The organism is Lacipirellula parvula (genome assembly GCF_009177095.1).
GTDB lineage: Bacteria > Planctomycetota > Planctomycetia > Pirellulales > Lacipirellulaceae > Lacipirellula > Lacipirellula parvula.
Window position 1 is genome coordinate 5,173,506 of the sequence record NZ_AP021861.1, and the last position, 17,347, is coordinate 5,190,852.

12 protein-coding genes are annotated in these 17,347 nt (G+C 61.9%); all 12 read right to left on the reverse strand.

Annotation, left to right across the window (positions count from 1 at the left end; translation table 11 throughout):
• Nucleotides 1–37: 37 nt before the first annotated feature.
• The 12 genes from cyoE to PLANPX_RS27820 all read right to left on the reverse strand — a co-directional run bounded on the left by cyoE (nucleotide 38) and on the right by PLANPX_RS27820 (nucleotide 17,176).
• Complete coding sequence (cyoE, locus tag PLANPX_RS20295; protein WP_172992210.1) at nucleotides 38–988, reverse strand: heme o synthase; 951 nt, start codon at nucleotides 986–988, stop codon at nucleotides 38–40.
• Nucleotides 985–2,016 (reverse strand): COX15/CtaA family protein, encoded by a 1,032-nt coding sequence (locus PLANPX_RS27515; RefSeq protein ID WP_172992211.1) that lies wholly within the window; start codon nucleotides 2,014–2,016, stop codon nucleotides 985–987. Before PLANPX_RS27515 ends, cyoE begins: the two co-directional genes overlap by 4 nt.
• A 128-nt stretch (nucleotides 2,017–2,144) precedes the next feature.
• Complete coding sequence (locus PLANPX_RS20300) at nucleotides 2,145–3,950, reverse strand: cytochrome c oxidase subunit I (protein WP_152100493.1); 1,806 nt, start codon at nucleotides 3,948–3,950, stop codon at nucleotides 2,145–2,147.
• A 95-nt stretch (nucleotides 3,951–4,045) separates the two neighbouring features.
• Nucleotides 4,046–4,837, reverse strand: a complete 792-nt coding sequence (gene coxB, locus PLANPX_RS20305; protein WP_232536199.1) for a cytochrome c oxidase subunit II — start codon at nucleotides 4,835–4,837, stop codon at nucleotides 4,046–4,048.
• A gap of 46 nt (nucleotides 4,838–4,883) precedes the next feature.
• Nucleotides 4,884–6,263, reverse strand: coding sequence for a cytochrome c (locus PLANPX_RS20310; protein ID WP_152100494.1), 1,380 nt, complete (start codon nucleotides 6,261–6,263; stop codon nucleotides 4,884–4,886).
• Nucleotides 6,264–6,348: 85 nt separating this feature from the next.
• Nucleotides 6,349–7,251: a hypothetical protein gene (locus tag PLANPX_RS20315; protein WP_152100495.1), complete on the reverse strand. Its 903-nt coding sequence runs from the start codon at nucleotides 7,249–7,251 to the stop codon at nucleotides 6,349–6,351.
• A gap of 73 nt (nucleotides 7,252–7,324) precedes the next feature.
• The gene (locus PLANPX_RS20320) at nucleotides 7,325–8,116 is read right to left on the reverse strand and encodes a hypothetical protein (RefSeq protein ID WP_152100496.1); all 792 of its coding nucleotides are present in this window, start codon (nucleotides 8,114–8,116) and stop codon (nucleotides 7,325–7,327) included.
• A 44-nt stretch (nucleotides 8,117–8,160) separates the two neighbouring features.
• Complete coding sequence (locus tag PLANPX_RS20325; protein ID WP_152100497.1) at nucleotides 8,161–13,101, reverse strand: c-type cytochrome; 4,941 nt, start codon at nucleotides 13,099–13,101, stop codon at nucleotides 8,161–8,163.
• A gap of 110 nt (nucleotides 13,102–13,211) precedes the next feature.
• Nucleotides 13,212–14,630, reverse strand: coding sequence for a hypothetical protein (locus tag PLANPX_RS20330; RefSeq protein ID WP_152100498.1), 1,419 nt, complete (start codon nucleotides 14,628–14,630; stop codon nucleotides 13,212–13,214).
• A gap of 33 nt (nucleotides 14,631–14,663) precedes the next feature.
• A complete protein-coding gene (locus PLANPX_RS28520; protein ID WP_152100499.1) occupies nucleotides 14,664–15,077 on the reverse strand; it encodes a four helix bundle protein in 414 nt (137 codons plus the stop codon).
• Nucleotides 15,078–15,202: 125 nt separating this feature from the next.
• Nucleotides 15,203–15,979, reverse strand: coding sequence for a cytochrome b N-terminal domain-containing protein (locus PLANPX_RS20340; RefSeq protein ID WP_152100500.1), 777 nt, complete (start codon nucleotides 15,977–15,979; stop codon nucleotides 15,203–15,205).
• 159 nt (nucleotides 15,980–16,138) lie between these two features.
• Nucleotides 16,139–17,176 carry a ubiquinol-cytochrome c reductase iron-sulfur subunit gene (locus PLANPX_RS27820; protein WP_198421776.1) on the reverse strand — a complete coding sequence of 346 codons (1,038 nt, stop codon included), beginning with the start codon at nucleotides 17,174–17,176 and terminating at the stop codon, nucleotides 16,139–16,141.
• Nucleotides 17,177–17,347 lie beyond the last annotated feature (171 nt).

Consider the following 17,347-nt stretch of genomic DNA (forward strand, 5'->3'; position numbering starts at 1 on the left):
TTCAGAGGCGGCGAAACCGATTCCTGGAGAGTGAACGTTAAACAGAGACCATGAGTAACAACGTCATCCACGCCGGCAGATAGACGAGCGAGGCACGGAGGAGCCACCGAGCGGAGGCGTCGTCGCGGCGGAGGGCGAATCGCGTGGCGATGGCTAGCTGCGTGCCGCCGAGGGCGATCGCCCACAGGCTGTAGAGTACTGGGCTGCCGCTCGTGGGGAGCGTCGCAGGGATCATGCTGACGGGAATCAACAGCGCGGCGCCGAGGATTGCCTGGGCCCCCGGCCGGGCGCCGGTCGGGTCGACGACGGTGAGCATCTGGTGCCCTGCCTTCGCGTATTCGCTGCGGTAAAGCCACGCGATTGCCATGAAGTGCGGAAACTGCCACAGGAACAGCACGCCGGCCAGCGTCCACGCGGTGAGCGTGAGCGGCGCCCCCGTGGCGGTCCAGCCCATGAGAATCGGAATCGCGCCAGCGACGGCGCCGACGGCGGTGTTCGCCGACGAGCGTTGCTTCATTGGCGTGTAAATCACCACGTAAGTAATCCAGCTTGCGACGCCCAACAGCGCGGTCGTCCAGTTCACCTGCACGCCGAGCCAGGCGACGCCGGCGATGAGCGTGACGGCCGAGAGGATCAGCGCTTCGGCGTTTGTCACGCGCCCCGCCGGCAACGGGCGGTTGGCGGTGCGACGCATGCGGAGGTCGATGCGGCGTTCGAGCCACTGGTTGGCGATGCTCGCGCTGCCGGCGACCAGGGCCGTCGCGGCGAGGGCCTGGATCACCACCGGGACGTTCATCCCCTGCGGCGAGGCGAGCGCCGCGGCGGCGCCGGCGACGATCAGTTCCAGCACAACGATGCGGGGCTTGGTGAGTTCCAGGTAGTCGCTCAGACGCGAGACGACGGCGGCGAGCACGCTCACGACGCCGACCGAGCGGGGGTCGGCGGAGGCGGCTTCGGCAATGATTTGGGGACGGTTTTGGCGGTTCATGCGAGGACCCCGGCGACGCGAAGGCTGCTGGGGCGTGAGGCGGGATGGTGGATACCAAGTTGTCGGCCGACGCGAAGGGCGACGACCACGGCGAGCGCGACGATCAGCGAACCAACGGCGCCATGAGCAGTGACGATGACCGCGCTGGCCATGCCGTCTGCCTGGTTGAAGTGCCCGGTCTCGCCGACGTAGCGGGCCGCCCACTGCGGGAAGCCATACTTCATCATCCAGGTTGAGACCCCGAGCAGCAACTGCAAGCCAATGAGCAATGCCAGCGAACCGGCCGGAATGCGGCAAACCCGCCCCCAAAAACATTTGTGGGCGAGCAACAGGACGTGAAACGTGACCGCCGCGGCGAGCAGCAGGTGGAAATAAACGGCAATCTGGAAGATCCGCGGGGCGCCCTCGGTGAGCATCAGCGGGCTGTGCCGCACGACGGCGCCGATGCAAAGCTGTAGGTAAGCGAGGGCGGTTGTGAGGATGGCGAGGCGGAGGAGCTTGGGCGTCGCCTTCGACGCGGAGCCGTTCTCAATCGCCACTCCCTCGGCTGGCATCGCTTCAGCGAGCCAGCGACGCGACGTCACCGGAATCATCCCGGCCGCCGCCCCGAAAAAGAGCGGACCGACGCAGCCGTGAATGAGTGCCAGCACGCGCTCGTCGAGCACAACGCGCATCCCGCCGAGGATGCCTTGCGCGATCACGCCGACTAAGAGAGCAATGCCATAGCGACGGACCCATTGCCGCGGCTCGCCGAGGTAGAGCGAGATGACCAGGGCGATCGTCAACCCGCCCGCCAACATCGCGAGCAGCCGATGCCCGTGCTCGATGAACTTATCGCCCGTCGAACTCAGCCACGGGTAAATCGGCATGAAGACGCCGTCCGAGGTGAGCCAGTCTTTGAAGGCCATCCCCGAACCGGTCGCCGTGACGAAGCCCCCCCACCACACGAGCGGAAACGTCGCGCACGCGAGCGCCCAAGCCCAACGATGGGGCCAACGCGACGGCTGCGATGTGGTGATGGAAGACATTTTCGTAAGCGACAAATGCAGGTCTCACGCAAAGGCGCAAAGGCGCGAAGAAATGCAGTGGATGCTTTCTCTTCCTTTGCGCCTTTGCGCCTTCGCGTGAGACTTACTCATCATCAATTTAGTAAGAGTTAGTGCTTCGGAGGCGGGACTTCACGCCCCGTCGGCGGTTGCGTTTGCGGGTAGTAATCAACGTCGACCTCCGGCGAGCCGTACTCGTACGGGCCGCGGTAGATGACGGGTTGGAAATCGAAGTTGCCGTGGCCCGGCGGGCTCGGGGCTTGCCACTCGAGGCCGTTCGCATGCCACGGGTTCCGGCCCGCACGGGGACCGAAGAAAATACTCCAGAAGAAATTGATCACGAAGATGATCTGCACCCCCACCAACATGAACGCACACCAGCTCATGAACTGGTTGAGCGGCATCAGGTCGCGGAACGTGTCGTAGTGGTACGGATCGGCCAGCCGCCGCGGGAAACCCCGCATGCCAAGGATGTGCATCGGGAAGAAGACGCAGTTCATTAGGACGAACGTCAGGAAGAAGTGAACCTTCCCCCAGGAGTCGTTCATCATGCGGCCGAACATCTTGGGGAACCAGAAATAGATCGCCCCGAGCACGGCCATCGCCGTGCCGGTGAACAGCACGTAGTGGAAGTGAGCGACGATGTAATAGGTGTCGTGAATGAAGATGTCGACCGGCGTGGCGGCCATGAAGATGCCCGACAGGCCGCCGATAATGAACATCGAGACGAACGCGATCGAGAAGAGCATCGGCGTGGTGAACTGAATCTTGCCGCCCCACATCGTGCCGAGCCAATTGAAGGTTTTGATCGCGCTGGGGAGCGCGATCATCATCGTCGACACCATGAACGTCAGGCCGAGCGCGGGGTTCATGCCCGAGACGAACATGTGATGGCCCCAGACGATGAACCCGAGGCCCGCGATGCCGGCGATCGAGTAGACCATCGGCTTGTAGCCGAACAGCGGCTTGCGGCTGAAACAGCTGAGCATGTCGGAGACCATGCCCATCGCCGGCAGAATCATGATGTAGACGGCCGGGTGGCTGTAGAACCAGAAGAGATGCTGCCAGAGGAGCGGCTGCCCGCCGCCCGCCTGAGCCGCCATGTTGTTTGCAGTGGCGCCGTCAGCGAGGAAGAAGCCGGTGCCGAGCAACCGATCGGTCACTTGCATGAAGCCGGCCGCGGTGAGGACCGGCAACGCGAAGGCTTGCAGCGTCGCGGTGATGAACATCGCCCAGATCGTCATCGGCAGACGGAACATCGTCATGCCGGGCGCCCGCATTTGGATGATGGTCGTCATGTAATTGACCGAGCCCATCATCGACGAGACGCCGACGAAGGTAACGCCCACCAGCCAGAGGGTTTGCCCGGTGCCGCTCCCCGGCGCCGCGTTGAAGAGCGCCGATAACGGCGGATACGAGGTCCAGCCCGACTGGGCGGCGCCTCCTTCCACGAAGAAACTGGCGCCAATCACCATGAACGCCGGCCACATGAACCAGTAGCTCAGCATGTTGAGCGTCGGGAACGCCATGTCGTCGGCGCCGATCATCAGCGGAATCAAGAAGTTGCCGAAGGCGCCGGCGAGCACCGGGATGATCACGAAGAAGATCATCACCGTCGCGTGCATGGTGACGAGCATCGTGTAGGTTTCAGGCGGAATCTGGCCGCCTTCCGCGTGGCCGACAAGGTTGCCGAGGATCGGCATCGGGCTCCAAGGCCAGGCCAGCTGCCAGCGAACGCCGAGCGCGAGCATGCCGCCGACGATGAACCAGATCAGCGTGCTGAACAGGAACTGCAGGCCGATGATCTTGTGATCGAGCGAGAAGACGTACGTCGACAAGAAGCTCGGCGAGTGGCCATGCCCGTGAGCGGCGTGGCCATGCGCTTCGTGTTGATGATCGTAAGGGACGGTGCTCATGTTTATTTGTCCGTAGTCAGTTGTCCGTCGTCAGTTGCCTCGTAGGTTCAGGCTCCGTTGCGACTGACAACGGACGACTGACCACGGACCTGCTTCTACTTTGTTTCCGCAACGCGCATCGTGTTTTGTTCTTGCCGCAGTTCCTCGAGCTTCGCCTGATATTCCTCGGGCTTCAGCAGATGAATGCGGCCTTTCATTTTGTAGTGGCCCCAACCGCACAGTTCGGCGCAGACGATGTCGAAGCTGCCGCCGTCGGTGGCGCGGAACCACATCTTCTGATCCATGCCGGGGATCACGTCTTGCTTGAGCCGCAGGTTCGGCAGGAAGAAGCTGTGGAGCACGTCGGCGCTAGTGATCTTTAACAGCACTTCCTCGCCGTACGGTAGGTAGAGGTTGCCGTCGGTGCGGACGATGTCGTCGGGCGTATAGAGAACGTTGTCGGGGCCCGGGTACCGGAAGTCCCAATTGAACTGCCGCCCGGTCACTTCGCAGGTGAACGGAATTTCGGGCGGACGCATCTTTGCGGCGGCCCAGGCATCCATCTGGTAGATCGCAATGAACAGCAACGTCACCGCCGGCAGGATCGTCCACACGACTTCAAGCGAGTGGCTGCCGTGGGAGAACTCAACCGGTTTCGTGTTTTGCTTCGCCTCGTACTTCCAAGCAAAGTAAAACAGCACCACCTCGGTGACGATAAAGACGACGCCGGTGAGGTAGAGAATGAAGTAGAAGAGCTGATCGATCGTGCGGCCATGCTCGGAGACGTCGCGCGGCAGCCAGATGTTGTAACGATCGGCGAGGACGAACGTAGCGACGCCCATCACCGGGACGGCGAGGAAGAGGAGCGCCCAGAAGTTGGGCATCCAGCGTAGGAATCGCTTGATCATGGTTAGTACGTTTGGCCCGAGGCTGAATGGGCGTGACGGTCGGTGATTAGTTGGCGATCTGATCGCTATTCCACGGGAGCGCGGGCTGCGGATTGCTCGCCGGCTCGTAGGGGAGATTCAGCACGTAGTCGACGATGTTCCAAATCTCCTCTTCGCTGAGCGTCCCTTGGGCGCCTGGCCCGGCGGCGCCGACGCCTGGCATCGGCGTCCCCGCAATGCCGGCGGCGATGCGGCAGTAAATGTCGAGCCGACGGCGGCCGCCGCGGTAGACGCCTTTGCGGAGATTACGCGGGATCGCGTTGCGGATCGGGTAGAACTCGTGCGCGATCGGGTCTCGCAGGGCGAGACGGGCCTCGTCGGCGTCGAGCGTCGCCTCATCCTCGGCGACTTCTTTCCCTTCGCGGACCAATTCGGCGATAGCCTTGTGTTGGCTCTTGATCGACTTGGCCAGATCATCGTTCGTCGTGATGAACGTATTCTGCTCTTTGGCCCAGACATCGAAGTCGTTCTGCTGGCCGTCGCCGAGGCCCGTCGGGCCGTGGCAAGTGAAGCAGTTGGCCTTCGTGCCGAAGAACAGTTCGCGGCCTTTCTCGATCGATTTGCCAATTTCTTTCGCAGTGCGATTGTCGGCCGGCAGTTCCTCTTCCGAGGGGTTGATCACCTGGTCGTTCGCTTCCTGCCATGGGCCAAGGACGTTGGCCAGCAGTTCCTTCACCACCTCGGCCTGTTCGGCGTTGGTAGCTGGATCGAGCGGCGGTCGTTCCATCACCGGGTTGCCGTCTTCGTCGAGGACCGGGTCGCCGTTCGCATCTTCCTTCTCCGTTTCGCCGAGTTCGTCGTAGACGTACTGCGAAAGCTGCATTTCCATTTCGCCGCGGATCGAGAGGTACTTCACATACTCCAGCAGGGCGTCGAGTTCAGATTCAGTAAGCAGCGAGAACGACGGCATCGACGTGCCGGGGACGCCGTTGTTCAGCACGCGGCGGAGATCGCCATCGGTCGGCTTCGCGGGGTTGTAGGTCGTCTTGAACTTGAAGACCCCTTGGCGGTAGTCGCGCGGATAGGGGTTAAGGAAGCGGGCCGTCGGGCCACGGCCATCGCCGTTGATGCCGTGGCAGTGGACGCAATGTTTGCGGTAGAGGCCGCGATCAACGCCCTGCTTGTCGCTCCAAGCGGCGCCGGCGGCGAGCGTCAGGCGTTGCTGGTTGAGCCCCGACTCCGGCAACGCGTACGGGGCGTCGGGCGTGCCGAACATCGCGGCCAAGACGTTGGCAATTTCTTGCTGATACTCGGGGCTGATCTCGTTGTTGACCATCACGACCGGGTTCAATCCGAACCGCGGCGGAGGCGCCTGTTCGCAGCCGATGAGCGCCGCCGAGAGGGCGACGACGGTTAGCAAGCCGGAGATGCGAGGGAGTGACTTCATTGCACGATCGTCGACCGCGGAGTTGATTTGTAGTGAAACGATTGACGACTGCCTGCGACGGCGCCGCCCGCATCGGCGCGATCGACTAACCGCCGAACGCGGCAGCGGGAACGACGATCGGCAGATCACGCTCTTCGTTTTCTTCGAGCGTCACGATAAACCGGCCCTTGTTGGACCAGTTGAGTTTCTTGCCTTCGGGCGTGTTGACGAACAACGCCCCGTTGCCGCCGGCGGCGTTTTCGTGCCAGACCTGAATCTCAAGCTTTTCGCCGGCCGGCAGATTCGGGATTTCGAACGAGCCGTCTTCCGCCGTCACAGCAAAGTACGCGTTGCTGCGCGGCAGTAGGTAAGCGAGCATCCACGGGTGGATGCTGCAGCGAACGGGCACCGGCGCCGCTTCTTCCTTCTTCACGAGGAACGGCGTCGTTGCGCCGCTGGCGATCGTCTGGTTGAAGCCGTTCTGGCCCGAGATGTTCGTGTTGTGGCCGACGTTGTCGCTGTTGCGAATGTCGAACGTTTGGCCTGTCGTCATTCCTTGCACGTGCGTGAGGAACAGACAGACCTTCTGGTCGAAGAGAATCGAATCGGTCTTCGGACCGGAGCCTTCGTGGACGCGCGACGCCTTACGGGCGAAGACGACGACGTTGGCAATCCCTTTGCTGGCGGGATCGACGAGCAAATACTGCTGCAACGGCGCCTGACCGCCAGGAGCGCAGGTCGCCTGGTCCTTGTTGACGCCGTAAGGAGGCATCGTCGGCGGATCGCCGTCGAAGGTGAACTTCCCTTTGAGGGTCGCCCAACCGGTGCCGGTCGCGGCGACTTCCTCCACCGCTCCTGCTTCGCCGCCGAGGGCGACGCGAATCTTCTCGGCCGCGGCGAGATTGGCGTAGACCGGCTCGTCGTTCGATCGCGAGCAGCCGACCGCGCTGAGCGTAACGACGGCCAATGCCAAAGCTGCGGACAAGCGATCAGCGAAGATAAGGTTCATGGCGCCGTCAAGTTGTGGCCCTAGCCCCGACCAAACATGGTCGGGGCTAGTCGCCGAGTGTCGTCAGTAACTACTACTTCCCGAGCATCGCGGGGGTGACTTCGATTTCGCCGAGGTCGACCGTTTCGCCGGCTGGGACTTCGATTTCAAGCTGGCCTTTGCGATCGGACTTTTCCTTGCCGACCTTCAGATCCTTGAGGTTGCCCTTCGCTTCGTGCCAGAAGGAGAAGTTGTGCTTGCCCGCCGGGACGTTCTTGATCTCAAACGTGCCGTCCGCCGCCGAGACCACCGCGTAGGGGTTGTCGCGAATGAGGACGTAGGCGTTCATCCAAGGGTGGATATTGCAAGCAATCTTCGATGGCAGGGCTTCGCTCTTCTCAAACTTCTTCACGATCGGCGAGCCGTTAGTAACTTGCTCGTTGAATTTCGGATTCGCGAACAATACGCCGGCGTTCGTGTTGTGGCCAATCCCGTCGTCCGAGTTGCGGATCTCCAGCTTGTCGGCCGTCCACAGCGTCATCGCATGCGGTTCGAAACGGCAGAAGTGGTTGTCGAGCACCTTCGGCTCGGCTGAAGCTTTGTAGTCGGGGTGGATGTCGACCTTCTTGCCGCGACCGGCGTTCAGGAAGACGAACACGTTGGCCAACTCGCCATCGGCGCCGACGACGACCGCTTCGTCGACCAGGTCGTGCTTGCCGCAGTAGTCCACGTCCTTGCTCGGCACGATCTTCTCGGCCTTCGCGTCGCCCTTGAACACGAACTTCCCTTTGATCGTTCCCCAATCGGCGGCGAACGACGTCGAGCCGGCCAGCAGCGAGGCCGCGACACAGGCGGAGAGCAAACGCTTGGCAATGATGCAGTTCATCGAATCACTCACTTTCGTTTCTTCGGGCCGGAAGGCGGGAGCCCTTATGGCGTGGATTCGCCCGACGCGTCGGCCGCGGTACCGCCGTTGGCCGGGGGCGAGTTCGCCCCGCTCGCCGCTTGGGCAGCGACGGCCTGCTCCACGAGCGAGCTGACCGAGGTGTTGCGGCGGGCGTAGGCGTCAAAATTCATCAGCAAATCAACCAATCCGTTGAGCTGCTGGATACTGGTTCCATGATACAGGTCTTGAGCCACTCCCCCCAGGTGGGGGTCGTCTGGCCGATACGGGATATTCACCGGCATGCCCGTATATGGCAGAATTCGGGCCGGATTCGCGATCCAATTGCGCGTAAACTCCGGTCGCAAGCGGCGTTGCGCATCCGCTAGGTTCGGCCCAAACGTGTTCGGATCGCCCTGCGGAGCGAAGTCGGCCACGGCGTGGCACTTCACGCAGTAGTTGCCGTTGGTGACGATCGTCATCGCCTCGCCGAGCGGGTCGCCTCCGGCGGCGTTGAGGTTTGTCAGGTAACTGGCCCGCTGTTGCTGTTTGTACTCGTAGGGGTACTTCGCGTCGCTCATCGCGGCGAAGTAGTTCACCAGCTTCTCCGCTTCCTCGCTCGACATGTGGAAGTTCGGCATCCGCATCACGACGGCGGGACGAATCGCCGACGGGTCCATCAAGAAGCCGTGCAACCAATCGGTCTGCACCTTCTTCCCTTCGTCCATCAGCGGCGGCGGCAGCCAACCCCAGGCCTCGCGGCCGTTGACTTGCGGGTTGGTTTCTTTGGCTCGCTCAATCACCTTCGGGAAAAGGTAGCGAGCTAAGTCGCCGCCCCAGGCCGGGTAGGCGTTGCCGTTAGCCGGACCGTACTTCGCGCGATCGGCGGGAATCAGCAGTTCGTCGATGCCGCGGAGCCGCGGTTGGCCGTTGATCAGCTCATTCGCCCACAGCCCAAAGCGGTAGAAGACGGGGATCGTCTCGCCATCTTCGCGTTCCGCTTCAAGGACTTCCTCGGCAGTGATCGGTTGGCGATCTTCGTCGACCCACGTCGGCTCGCCCGTTTCCTCGTCGAAGACGGGCTGGCCGGCGATGTTGGCGTGCATCAGGCCGCGGAAATCCTTCGCCAATGATGCGGCAACTTGCTGCTGGCTGAACTTCGGATCAAGGAAGGGGAAGTCGACCACTTCCGACGCGTCCTCGAACGTGTCGCTGCCGTAGTTGAAGACCCACTGCTCCATCTTGAGCGTATGGCAACCGCCGCAGTTGAAGCGTTCGAGCACTTGGCGGCCGTAGACGATCGCCCGCTGGCGGTCGTTGGGATTGAACAAGAACTTCGTCGCCGGCGGCTCCTTCACGAGGCCGAGCACAAACATGATGATCGCTTCCCGTTGCTGGTCGTTGAACGGGAACTTTGGCATGCGCAGCCGTTCGTTGAAGTTCTTGTTCCGCGTCGTCTTGTAGTCGTAGCTGCGGGGGTAGCGGAGCTTCTGCCAAATGAAGCCGTCGCGGCCGTGGCTATTGAGCGACTGAACGAAATATCCGTCGTCGGCGCTGAAGGTCGCCGGATCGAGGTGACCGTGGCTGGCGGCGTGGGCCGCATCGCCTTCGGCCGCATCGCCTTCGGCCGCATGCTCGGCGTCGTGACCGGCGGCGCCTTCCGGCATCGTCGCCGTCCGCTGCGAGGCTTCGGCATCGACAATCGCTTGGGCGTCGTGCGTCGGGTTCTGCGGATTGATGCCGTGTGTTTCGAGGAACTTGTGAATGTTCTCGAACGCCAGCTTCGACGTTTCCTTGCGGCCCCAGTCGGCGAGCGCGGTACCGATCGGCTTCGCGTCTTCGAAGCCGGGGATGTCGTGGCAGCCGAAGCAACCGTACTTGCCGATCGTGCTACGGGCGACGAACTCCAGCTGCCGCTCCGTGCGGTTCTGGTCGTTCAAGCCGATCAGCAGTCGTTCGTTGGTCTTCAGCTTGGCCCGTTGCGATTCGGCAAACCCTTCGCCTTCGAGATACTTGCGAGCGCGGGCCTTCGGAATCGCATCGCTGGTAAGCCACAGCTGCGCGAGGTCGACAAGGTCGTTCTTTTCTTCGTCCGTCCACTGGCCAGCGGCGGGAACGTCGTGCGGCTGCCAATCGGTCGGTACGCTCAGCAAGAACGCGGTCACGTCGGCGGCGGGGTCGCTGACGACGCCGGTCGGCTGATTCTGGGCGTTCTTCTCGACGATCTTGTCGAGGTAAAGCTGCGGCATCACTGTGCGGGCGTGGTAGCGGTTCGGCTCCTTCACCCACGAGTACAGCCAGCGGCGGCCCTTCTCGGTGTTTAGCTTGGCGCCGAGCCGCGACAAGTTCGGCCCTTGCGTCGAAGCAATGCCGGGGAATTCGTCATGCGAGTGGCACGCCAGGCAGCCGCGCGATTCGAAGACCCACTTGCCGCGCTCGGCGGACGGTTCTTCGGTGATTCCCTCAGGGGGCGAAAGGTATTGGAACTCGTCGCTCGCGTTCAGCAGGTACTCGGTGATCGCGCGGATTTCGATCGCTTCGAAACGCTCGCTGTCGGCCAACTGAGCAGCGTCGCTCACTTCGCTCAGATGCTCGTACAGCCCGAAGAACTGCGGCATCTTCGTCGATGGACGGAAGTCGGCCGGCTTGCGGACCCAGCTGTAGAGCCAGTCGTAGTCAACCTTCGACTTGATGTAGCGGAGGCTCGGCCCGACCTTGCGGTACTCGCCGGGGATCTCGACGTCTTTCAGCAACGTGGAAAGTCGCTGCAGATCAGCGCTGGCCTGCTGCTGTTCGGGGGTCTGCTCGTCCGCCCCTTCCGCGTCTTCGCCCGGCGGCGTCGGCTTCGCGGCGATCGAACTGAGCAGCTGCAAACGAATTTCGTTGTTGCTCGGTTGGAATCGCAGCTGTTGGGCCAGCTCGCGCTGACCATCCGAGAGATTCTTGCTCCGCAGAACCGCGGCGGCGACTTCGGCGTAGTTCGGCTCCAACCGCACGTCGGGACCGACGCTCGCGGTCGGGCTGTCCCAGCCGTTCACTTCGTGGCAGCCGAAGCAGCCGAATTCCTCGACCAGCGACCAACCTTCGACGAGCTTCGGCGCCGGCGGTTCGGGGAACTCTTGGCTCGGCTCCAGCGAGCCTTTGTCGTGATGGCACTTCAGGCAGTTGCTCTCGACGAAGCGGGCCGGCTTCATCGGGAAGATCCAGTGATGATTGTCGAACCAACCGTACTCCTGGGCCCAGCGATTCTGCTCCTTAGCATCGTTCGGAGTGTGCGAGGTCCAGGGGAACGACGTACCACTTCCTTGGCCGTCGTGGCAGACGGTGCAGCCAACGTCTTTCAGCGGATGCGGGCTGGTGTCGGTGAGGAACAGGTCGAGCCGCGGATGGCTGGTGAACGGGTGGTTCAACCCGCGCCGTATCGCGATCGTCACCGGCTTGTTCCAATCGACCATCGTCAGCAGCCGTTCGTCGGCCTCGGCCGGGCTGTAGACCCGCGAGTTGGCGATCGACTCAAGCACGTCGCCCGACTCGATCCCCGCCTTCGCGGCGGCTGATTCCGGCATGACGAAATGAACCGTGACGTCGCCGTCGTTGATGATGCCGGTCGGCGATAGCTGCATGCCGTAGGCTTCGAGCAGCGTCGTCCCTGCGAGAGGCTGAGTCTCCGGCGTCATCATCTGCACCGTGAGGTTACGCAGCTCTTCAGGCAGCGTCGGGTACATCGGGTCGCTGGCCGTGCCGGGCGCCGTCTTCGCGATGCCGCGGTGGCAGGTGATGCAGCGATCAAACCGCGCGACTTGCGAGAAGTTGTAGTTGATCGTCAGATCGGGAAGCCAATTCTGCTCGATCTTCACGTTGCCGCTGTAGAGCGCGTTGAGAATCGGCAGCCGAGTGAACCATTCGCCGGCGTTCGACGTGTTGAGCGCCACCTGCTCGTCGAGGCGCGAAAGCTCGGTCTTCATCGCGTCGAGCTCTTTCGCCGCGACGACCTTCTCGGCGCCGACCTCGGAGACGACTTGCTCGAGGCTCATCCGATACTCTTTGGCGGCGGCGATGCCGGCCGTCAGCTCGGCGATGCGAGCGTCAAGATCGTCAACCTTGGCCTGCAGATCCGCAATCGCCTGTTCATCGCTGCTGTGGCCGATCTTGATACCGAGCTCGCTCACCTTGGCGGTCCGCTCGCCGTTGAGCGACTTCTTGCGGGCGACGAGCGTGTTTTCGCGGAAGCGGGCGGCGCGGATAAAATCGTTGAACTGACCCAAGACCTTGCCGCGGGCGACGACCGCTTTGTCTTGCGCGGCCCACAATTCCGCCTGCGCGGCTTTGATCTCAGCGGTGAGCGTTTGCTCCTTGTCAGTGAGTTCGGCGGCAGCCTGCGCGGCGGCTTCGGCTTCCTCGGGCTTCGCCGCCGGAGCGGCGGCCCGTTCAGCCGCTTGCTTCTTCACCGCGTCGAGATCGGCCTTCGCCTTCACGAGTTTCGCCTGAGCGTCGGCGACGCCGGGCGCGGTTGCGACGAGGTCTGCGTAAGCTTTTTCAAGGCCGTCGAACTGCGGCTCGGCTTTCGCGGCTGCTTCCTCTTGGAAGGCGACTAGCGTGATCTCCGCCCGGGGAGCGGCGTTCACGGAATCGTTCGAAGCCGGCTTCTTTTCGCTTGCGGCCGGGTTGGTCTTGAGGCGTTGGTCTTCTTCGTCGACGAGCGATTCGAACTGATCGATAAAATTCCGCGGAATCGGCTGGCTGTCGTAGTTCCGCAGTTCGTCCTCGTACGCGTTCATCTCCTTGGCGTACTGCTCGGCGATCGCGTCGCGGCGCGACTCGATCATCCAAGCGTCTTTCTTCCGGTCTTTGAGCGTCCAATCCTTCCACTCGCGATTGTGATCGCGGGCCATCAGCATCACCGTGGCGATGGCCATCACGATGGCGCTCGCGCCAAAGATGACGTGCATCGTCCGTTGATTGCGCCAAGTTTGTTCCGTCGCGGGCATAGGAAGAAAGCTTTCAGCTATCAGCTTTCAGCGGTCAGCCAGAAGTCGAATCAGCCGACATGCCATTTCCTGTGGCTGACCGCTGATCGCTGACTGCTGACCGCTGCGTGCTAAAAATTCAGGAAGTACTCCGGAATCGCAATGATGTATTTCAAGTTAAAGACCCAACGCAGGACCATCTTGATCGGGAGCGACGCCATGAAGAGCATCAGGTTCGCCATCAACATAAAGCGGATGAGGCCCATCCGTTGGTAATACTTACGGAACACAGTGAGCGCCATGATTGGCGGCAGGGCGATGAAGTAGAAAAGCACCAACAGCGTGCCAAGAATTTCACGGCCAAAGACGACCCCGAAAAACTGGCCCACAGGCTGAAGCCAATGCAGCCACGATGGTAGGTATGCAGGAACGAAGGCCATTTCTGGCTTGGCTGGCAGCGGGCGATCGAGCCACTGCTCCCAGAAAATCTGGGACAGGTTGACGTTGTTCAGCGCCTCGACCTTGTGCGAATCCCAGAATTCGTACGGCCCGAAGAAGTTCCAGTTGGGGCCACGTAGCAACGTGCCGAGCACGATCAGCGTGACCCACATCACCAGGAACCCGAACTGGAAGATCACGTAGGCGAACTTCCGTTGGTTGATCGTGTAGTAGCCGTTGCCCGCCTTGTTGAAGTCGATATACGGGATCGCCATCAGGCCGACGACGATCATGCTCGGCAGCACGACGCCCGCCATCCAGGGATCGAAGTAGACGAGCATTTCCTGCAAGCCGAGGAAGTACCACGGGGCCTTCGACGGATTCGGCGTCTTCACGCTGCTGGCCGGCTCTTCGAGCGGCGCGGGGAGCGCGATCGCCCAGAAGATGAGGAAGGCCGTCAGGCCGATCATGCAGATTAGTTCGGTGTACACGAGGTCGGGCCAAACGAGCACTTTCTCGTTGTCGAGCGCCTCAAGCGGAGCCTCGCCGCGAGCGATGCGATCGTCGTTGATCACCGCCCGGTAGGTCGCCAGCCAAGTGAAATAGGCCAACAACAACACGAGCATCACGATCGGCACGTTGTCGGGCTTCGCGATGATTTCGTAAAAGTCGCGGTCGGGCATCGACAGCCCGAGGAGCAGCAGCATCAGGTTCCAGACAATCCAGGCGACCGTCGGCTGGACGAAGAACCGCCGGCAAAAGAACAAGATGCTGAGCAGCACCACGGTGCCGACGCTGTAAACGACCGGGCCAGTGCTGCGGTTGATCGCCTCGCGAACCGACTCCGGCAACGAAGGCATCCAGGCGCCGTGGCCGCTCCAGGCCAGAGGAGCGAGGATCACAAAAATGAAACCAAGCAACAGCCAGACGATCGCACTGGTGAACGGAAACGTCTGCTCGCCGGCACGAATATTGTACCACGTCTTCGCCGTCCCCGATTGCCACAGGTACAAGGCGGCGACGCCGTTCATCAGCGCAAGCACGAGGTAATATGGCCCCAAGAAGGAGGCGACCATATTCAGGAACTGCGCGTCTGTGAGTCCGTGAGTCATGGACGGGAGTGGTCAGGGTTCAGGGTTCGGGGTTCAGGATGAAGACGAGGGAGCAGGCGTGAACCGGCGAGCTTCTGGGGGTAGTTGCATCTCCAGTTTTCGCTCCAGGCCGTTCAGCATCCTGATGCACTCGTGGTACCTACTCCGAAAAACTTCGAACGCTTCTTCTGTCAAATACTTCTTTCGCTTCGCCATGAACAGGTGATGTATCGTCTCAGCCGCTTCTCCGCGTGCTCGATTCGTACCTTCGATCTTGTTCTTCAGGTGCCGATCGCTGTGTTTTTCCGCGAGTTGGGCTGGGGCGCTATTCGACGACCGCCGCACTTGCGACGCGAGTTCAAAGCGTTCTTCCGCAGGCCAAGTTCTGGTTAATTCGCAAACGTCCAAATGCAGGTCGCAAAGCTTCTGGTAAACGAGCAAATCTTCGATTCGCAAGTACTCGGGCATCGATCGTCCTCCGGCAAAACAACTCGCCGCCGTCCACGATCCTTCCCCAATGCTTCCCTTCGCTCCTAGCCTTTCCTCTTCTTGCCTTTCGTACTTCCTGAACCCCGAACCCTAACACCTGAACCCTATAAAGGTCCGCTAATGCCGCCGTCTTTACGCACCCGCCAGAAGTGGATCGCCAGTAGCAATGCCACGCCGAGCGGGATCGCGATGCAGTGCAAAATGTAGAACCGGTTGAGCGTCTCTTCGCCGACTTCGCGGGCGCCGAGGAGCGCGAAGCGGGCGTCGGAGGCGTTGGTAATCATGTCGACCCCTCCCACCGAGAGGAGTTGCTGCAACGGACCTTCATGGCCGAGGACCGGCGTCGCGCGGGCCATGTTCGAACCGACGGTGATCGCCCACACGGCCAACTGATCCCACGGCAGCAAGTAGCCGGTGAACGACAGGAGCAGCGTGAGCAGCAGCAGAATGACGCCGATCACCCAATTGAATTCCCGCGGCGGCTTGTAGCTGCCGGTGAGGAAGACGCGATACATGTGAAGCCAAACGGTGATCACCATCGCGTGGGCGCCCCAGCGATGGATTTCCCGTAAAAGACCGAGTGAAGTGACGTCCCGCAGCGCCTGGATGTCGGTATACGCCCACTCGACCGTGGGGCGATAGTAGAACATCAAGAGGACGCCGGTCACCGTTTCCACGAGGAACAGGAAGAAAGTGACGCCACCCATGCACCAGGTGTAGCTAAGCGCGATCCCCTGCTTCTTGATCGACACCGGGTGAAGGTGCAAGAAGAAGTTGGTCAGCATCACCACAATGCGATTGCGGCGATCGACCGGCATCGGGTGCCGGAAGATGCTTTTCCAAATTTGCGATTCGCGGATTGTGTCGCCGAGACCGGGCATGCTATTGCGCTCGTCGCGAAGTGTTACTTAATTCGAACTCAAATGTTTTGGGGGAGAGCGGTCAGCAATCAGCTGTCAGCGTTCAGCCAGAAGAACAACGGGGAAATCTATCCTCCCTTTTCTGACTGATCGCTGAATGCTGACCGCTTCTTCGCTCCACTACACCGGAATAAACGACCCCGGATCGGTCCAGGCGCCCATTTCTTCCTGGAAGGTACGGCTCTTGTCGACTTCGATCTGTCCGTCGTCGGCCAAGCGAATCGCGTAGCGTTCGAGCGGTCGCGGCGCCGGGCCTTCGAAGTTGATTCCATCCTTATAAAAACCGCTGCCGTGGCAGGGGCATTTAAACTTCTGCTCCGCTTCGAGCCAGTTGGGCGTGCAGCCCAGATGAGTGCAGACCGACTTGAGGGCGACGATCTGTTGCTGGCCGTTGTATTCGGCGTTGACGACCCAGATGCCAAACTGGGCCTTGAACTTCTCCTGCACCTGCCCGCTCGGGAAGGCGTCGGGGAAGCCGACTTTAAACTTGCTCGGCGGTTCCCGCAGGACGTTCGGGAACATGAACTTCACCGTCAGCAGCGTCCAGAGGCCGCCGATAATGCCGACCATCCAGAAACCGACGGCGAGCATGATGCCGACGAAATCGCGGCGATCGGCTTCGTCGTCGATCGCCTTGGCAGCGACGGCGACCTTCGGCTTCGCGTAGTCGGGCTTCACCGGCATCGGCGGCACGACAATCGTCGGCTTGGGCGGCGCGGGGGCAGGCGCCTTCGCGGCGGCCTCGGCCTTGCTGATCGGGCCGGCCTTCTCGCCCTTGCGGGCGGCGCCGAGGATACTGGCCGTGTCGCGAGGTTCCGCCGGAGCGGCCGGCTCAGCCGGCTTGGCAGCGGCTGCCACAGGTTTGGGTTTGGGAGCAGCGGCCGCGGGTTCAGCGGGCGCCGGGGCAGCGCCCCCTTTGTTAGCGCGAGCCGCGGCGAGCATGTCGGCCACGCTCGGACGCGCGCCGCCGGGGCCGACGGCTGGTTTGATCGGCGCCGCGGGCGACGCGGGGGCCGCCGCTGATTCTGTAGGCGAAGTGGCTGCGGCTGGCGGAGCCTCCGCAGACGGCGGGGCATCGGCCGGCTTTGCCGCGCCGCCATCGACAGCTCGAGCGGCCGCGAGCATCTCGGCGACCGTCAATTTCTTCTTGTCAGCCATGGGTGGCGCTTTCGATGAGGCGCTGCCTAGACCACCGCTGTCGCGCTACGGCAGATCGTCCGCCGCCGCCGACCTTCAAAAAGCCGCTCCCATCGATCTTCGCCCGCTGCGATGGGAAAGCGGAAAAGGCACCGCCGAAACTGGTTCCACCACATTGTGATCATTTTCACA

Bases quoted from the DNA above. Each gene is read 5' to 3' on its own strand.
- PLANPX_RS20340 (WP_152100500.1), bottom strand. From the start codon at position 15,979: ATGCCCGGTCTCGGCGACACAATCCGCGAATCGCAAATTTGGAAAAGC.
- PLANPX_RS27820 (WP_198421776.1), bottom strand. From the start codon at position 17,176: ATGGCTGACAAGAAGAAATTGACGGTCGCCGAGATGCTCGCGGCCGCT.
- PLANPX_RS20320 (WP_152100496.1), bottom strand. From the start codon at position 8,116: ATGAACTGCATCATTGCCAAGCGTTTGCTCTCCGCCTGTGTCGCGGCC.
- PLANPX_RS28520 (WP_152100499.1), bottom strand. From the start codon at position 15,077: ATGCCCGAGTACTTGCGAATCGAAGATTTGCTCGTTTACCAGAAGCTT.
- coxB (WP_232536199.1), bottom strand. From the start codon at position 4,837: ATGATCAAGCGATTCCTACGCTGGATGCCCAACTTCTGGGCGCTCCTC.
- PLANPX_RS20315 (WP_152100495.1), bottom strand. From the start codon at position 7,251: ATGAACCTTATCTTCGCTGATCGCTTGTCCGCAGCTTTGGCATTGGCC.
- PLANPX_RS20330 (WP_152100498.1), bottom strand. From the start codon at position 14,630: ATGACTCACGGACTCACAGACGCGCAGTTCCTGAATATGGTCGCCTCC.
- PLANPX_RS20325 (WP_152100497.1), bottom strand. From the start codon at position 13,101: ATGCCCGCGACGGAACAAACTTGGCGCAATCAACGGACGATGCACGTC.
- PLANPX_RS20300 (WP_152100493.1), bottom strand. From the start codon at position 3,950: ATGAGCACCGTCCCTTACGATCATCAACACGAAGCGCATGGCCACGCC.
- PLANPX_RS27515 (WP_172992211.1), bottom strand. From the start codon at position 2,016: ATGTCTTCCATCACCACATCGCAGCCGTCGCGTTGGCCCCATCGTTGG.
- cyoE (WP_172992210.1), bottom strand. From the start codon at position 988: ATGAACCGCCAAAACCGTCCCCAAATCATTGCCGAAGCCGCCTCCGCC.
- PLANPX_RS20310 (WP_152100494.1), bottom strand. From the start codon at position 6,263: ATGAAGTCACTCCCTCGCATCTCCGGCTTGCTAACCGTCGTCGCCCTC.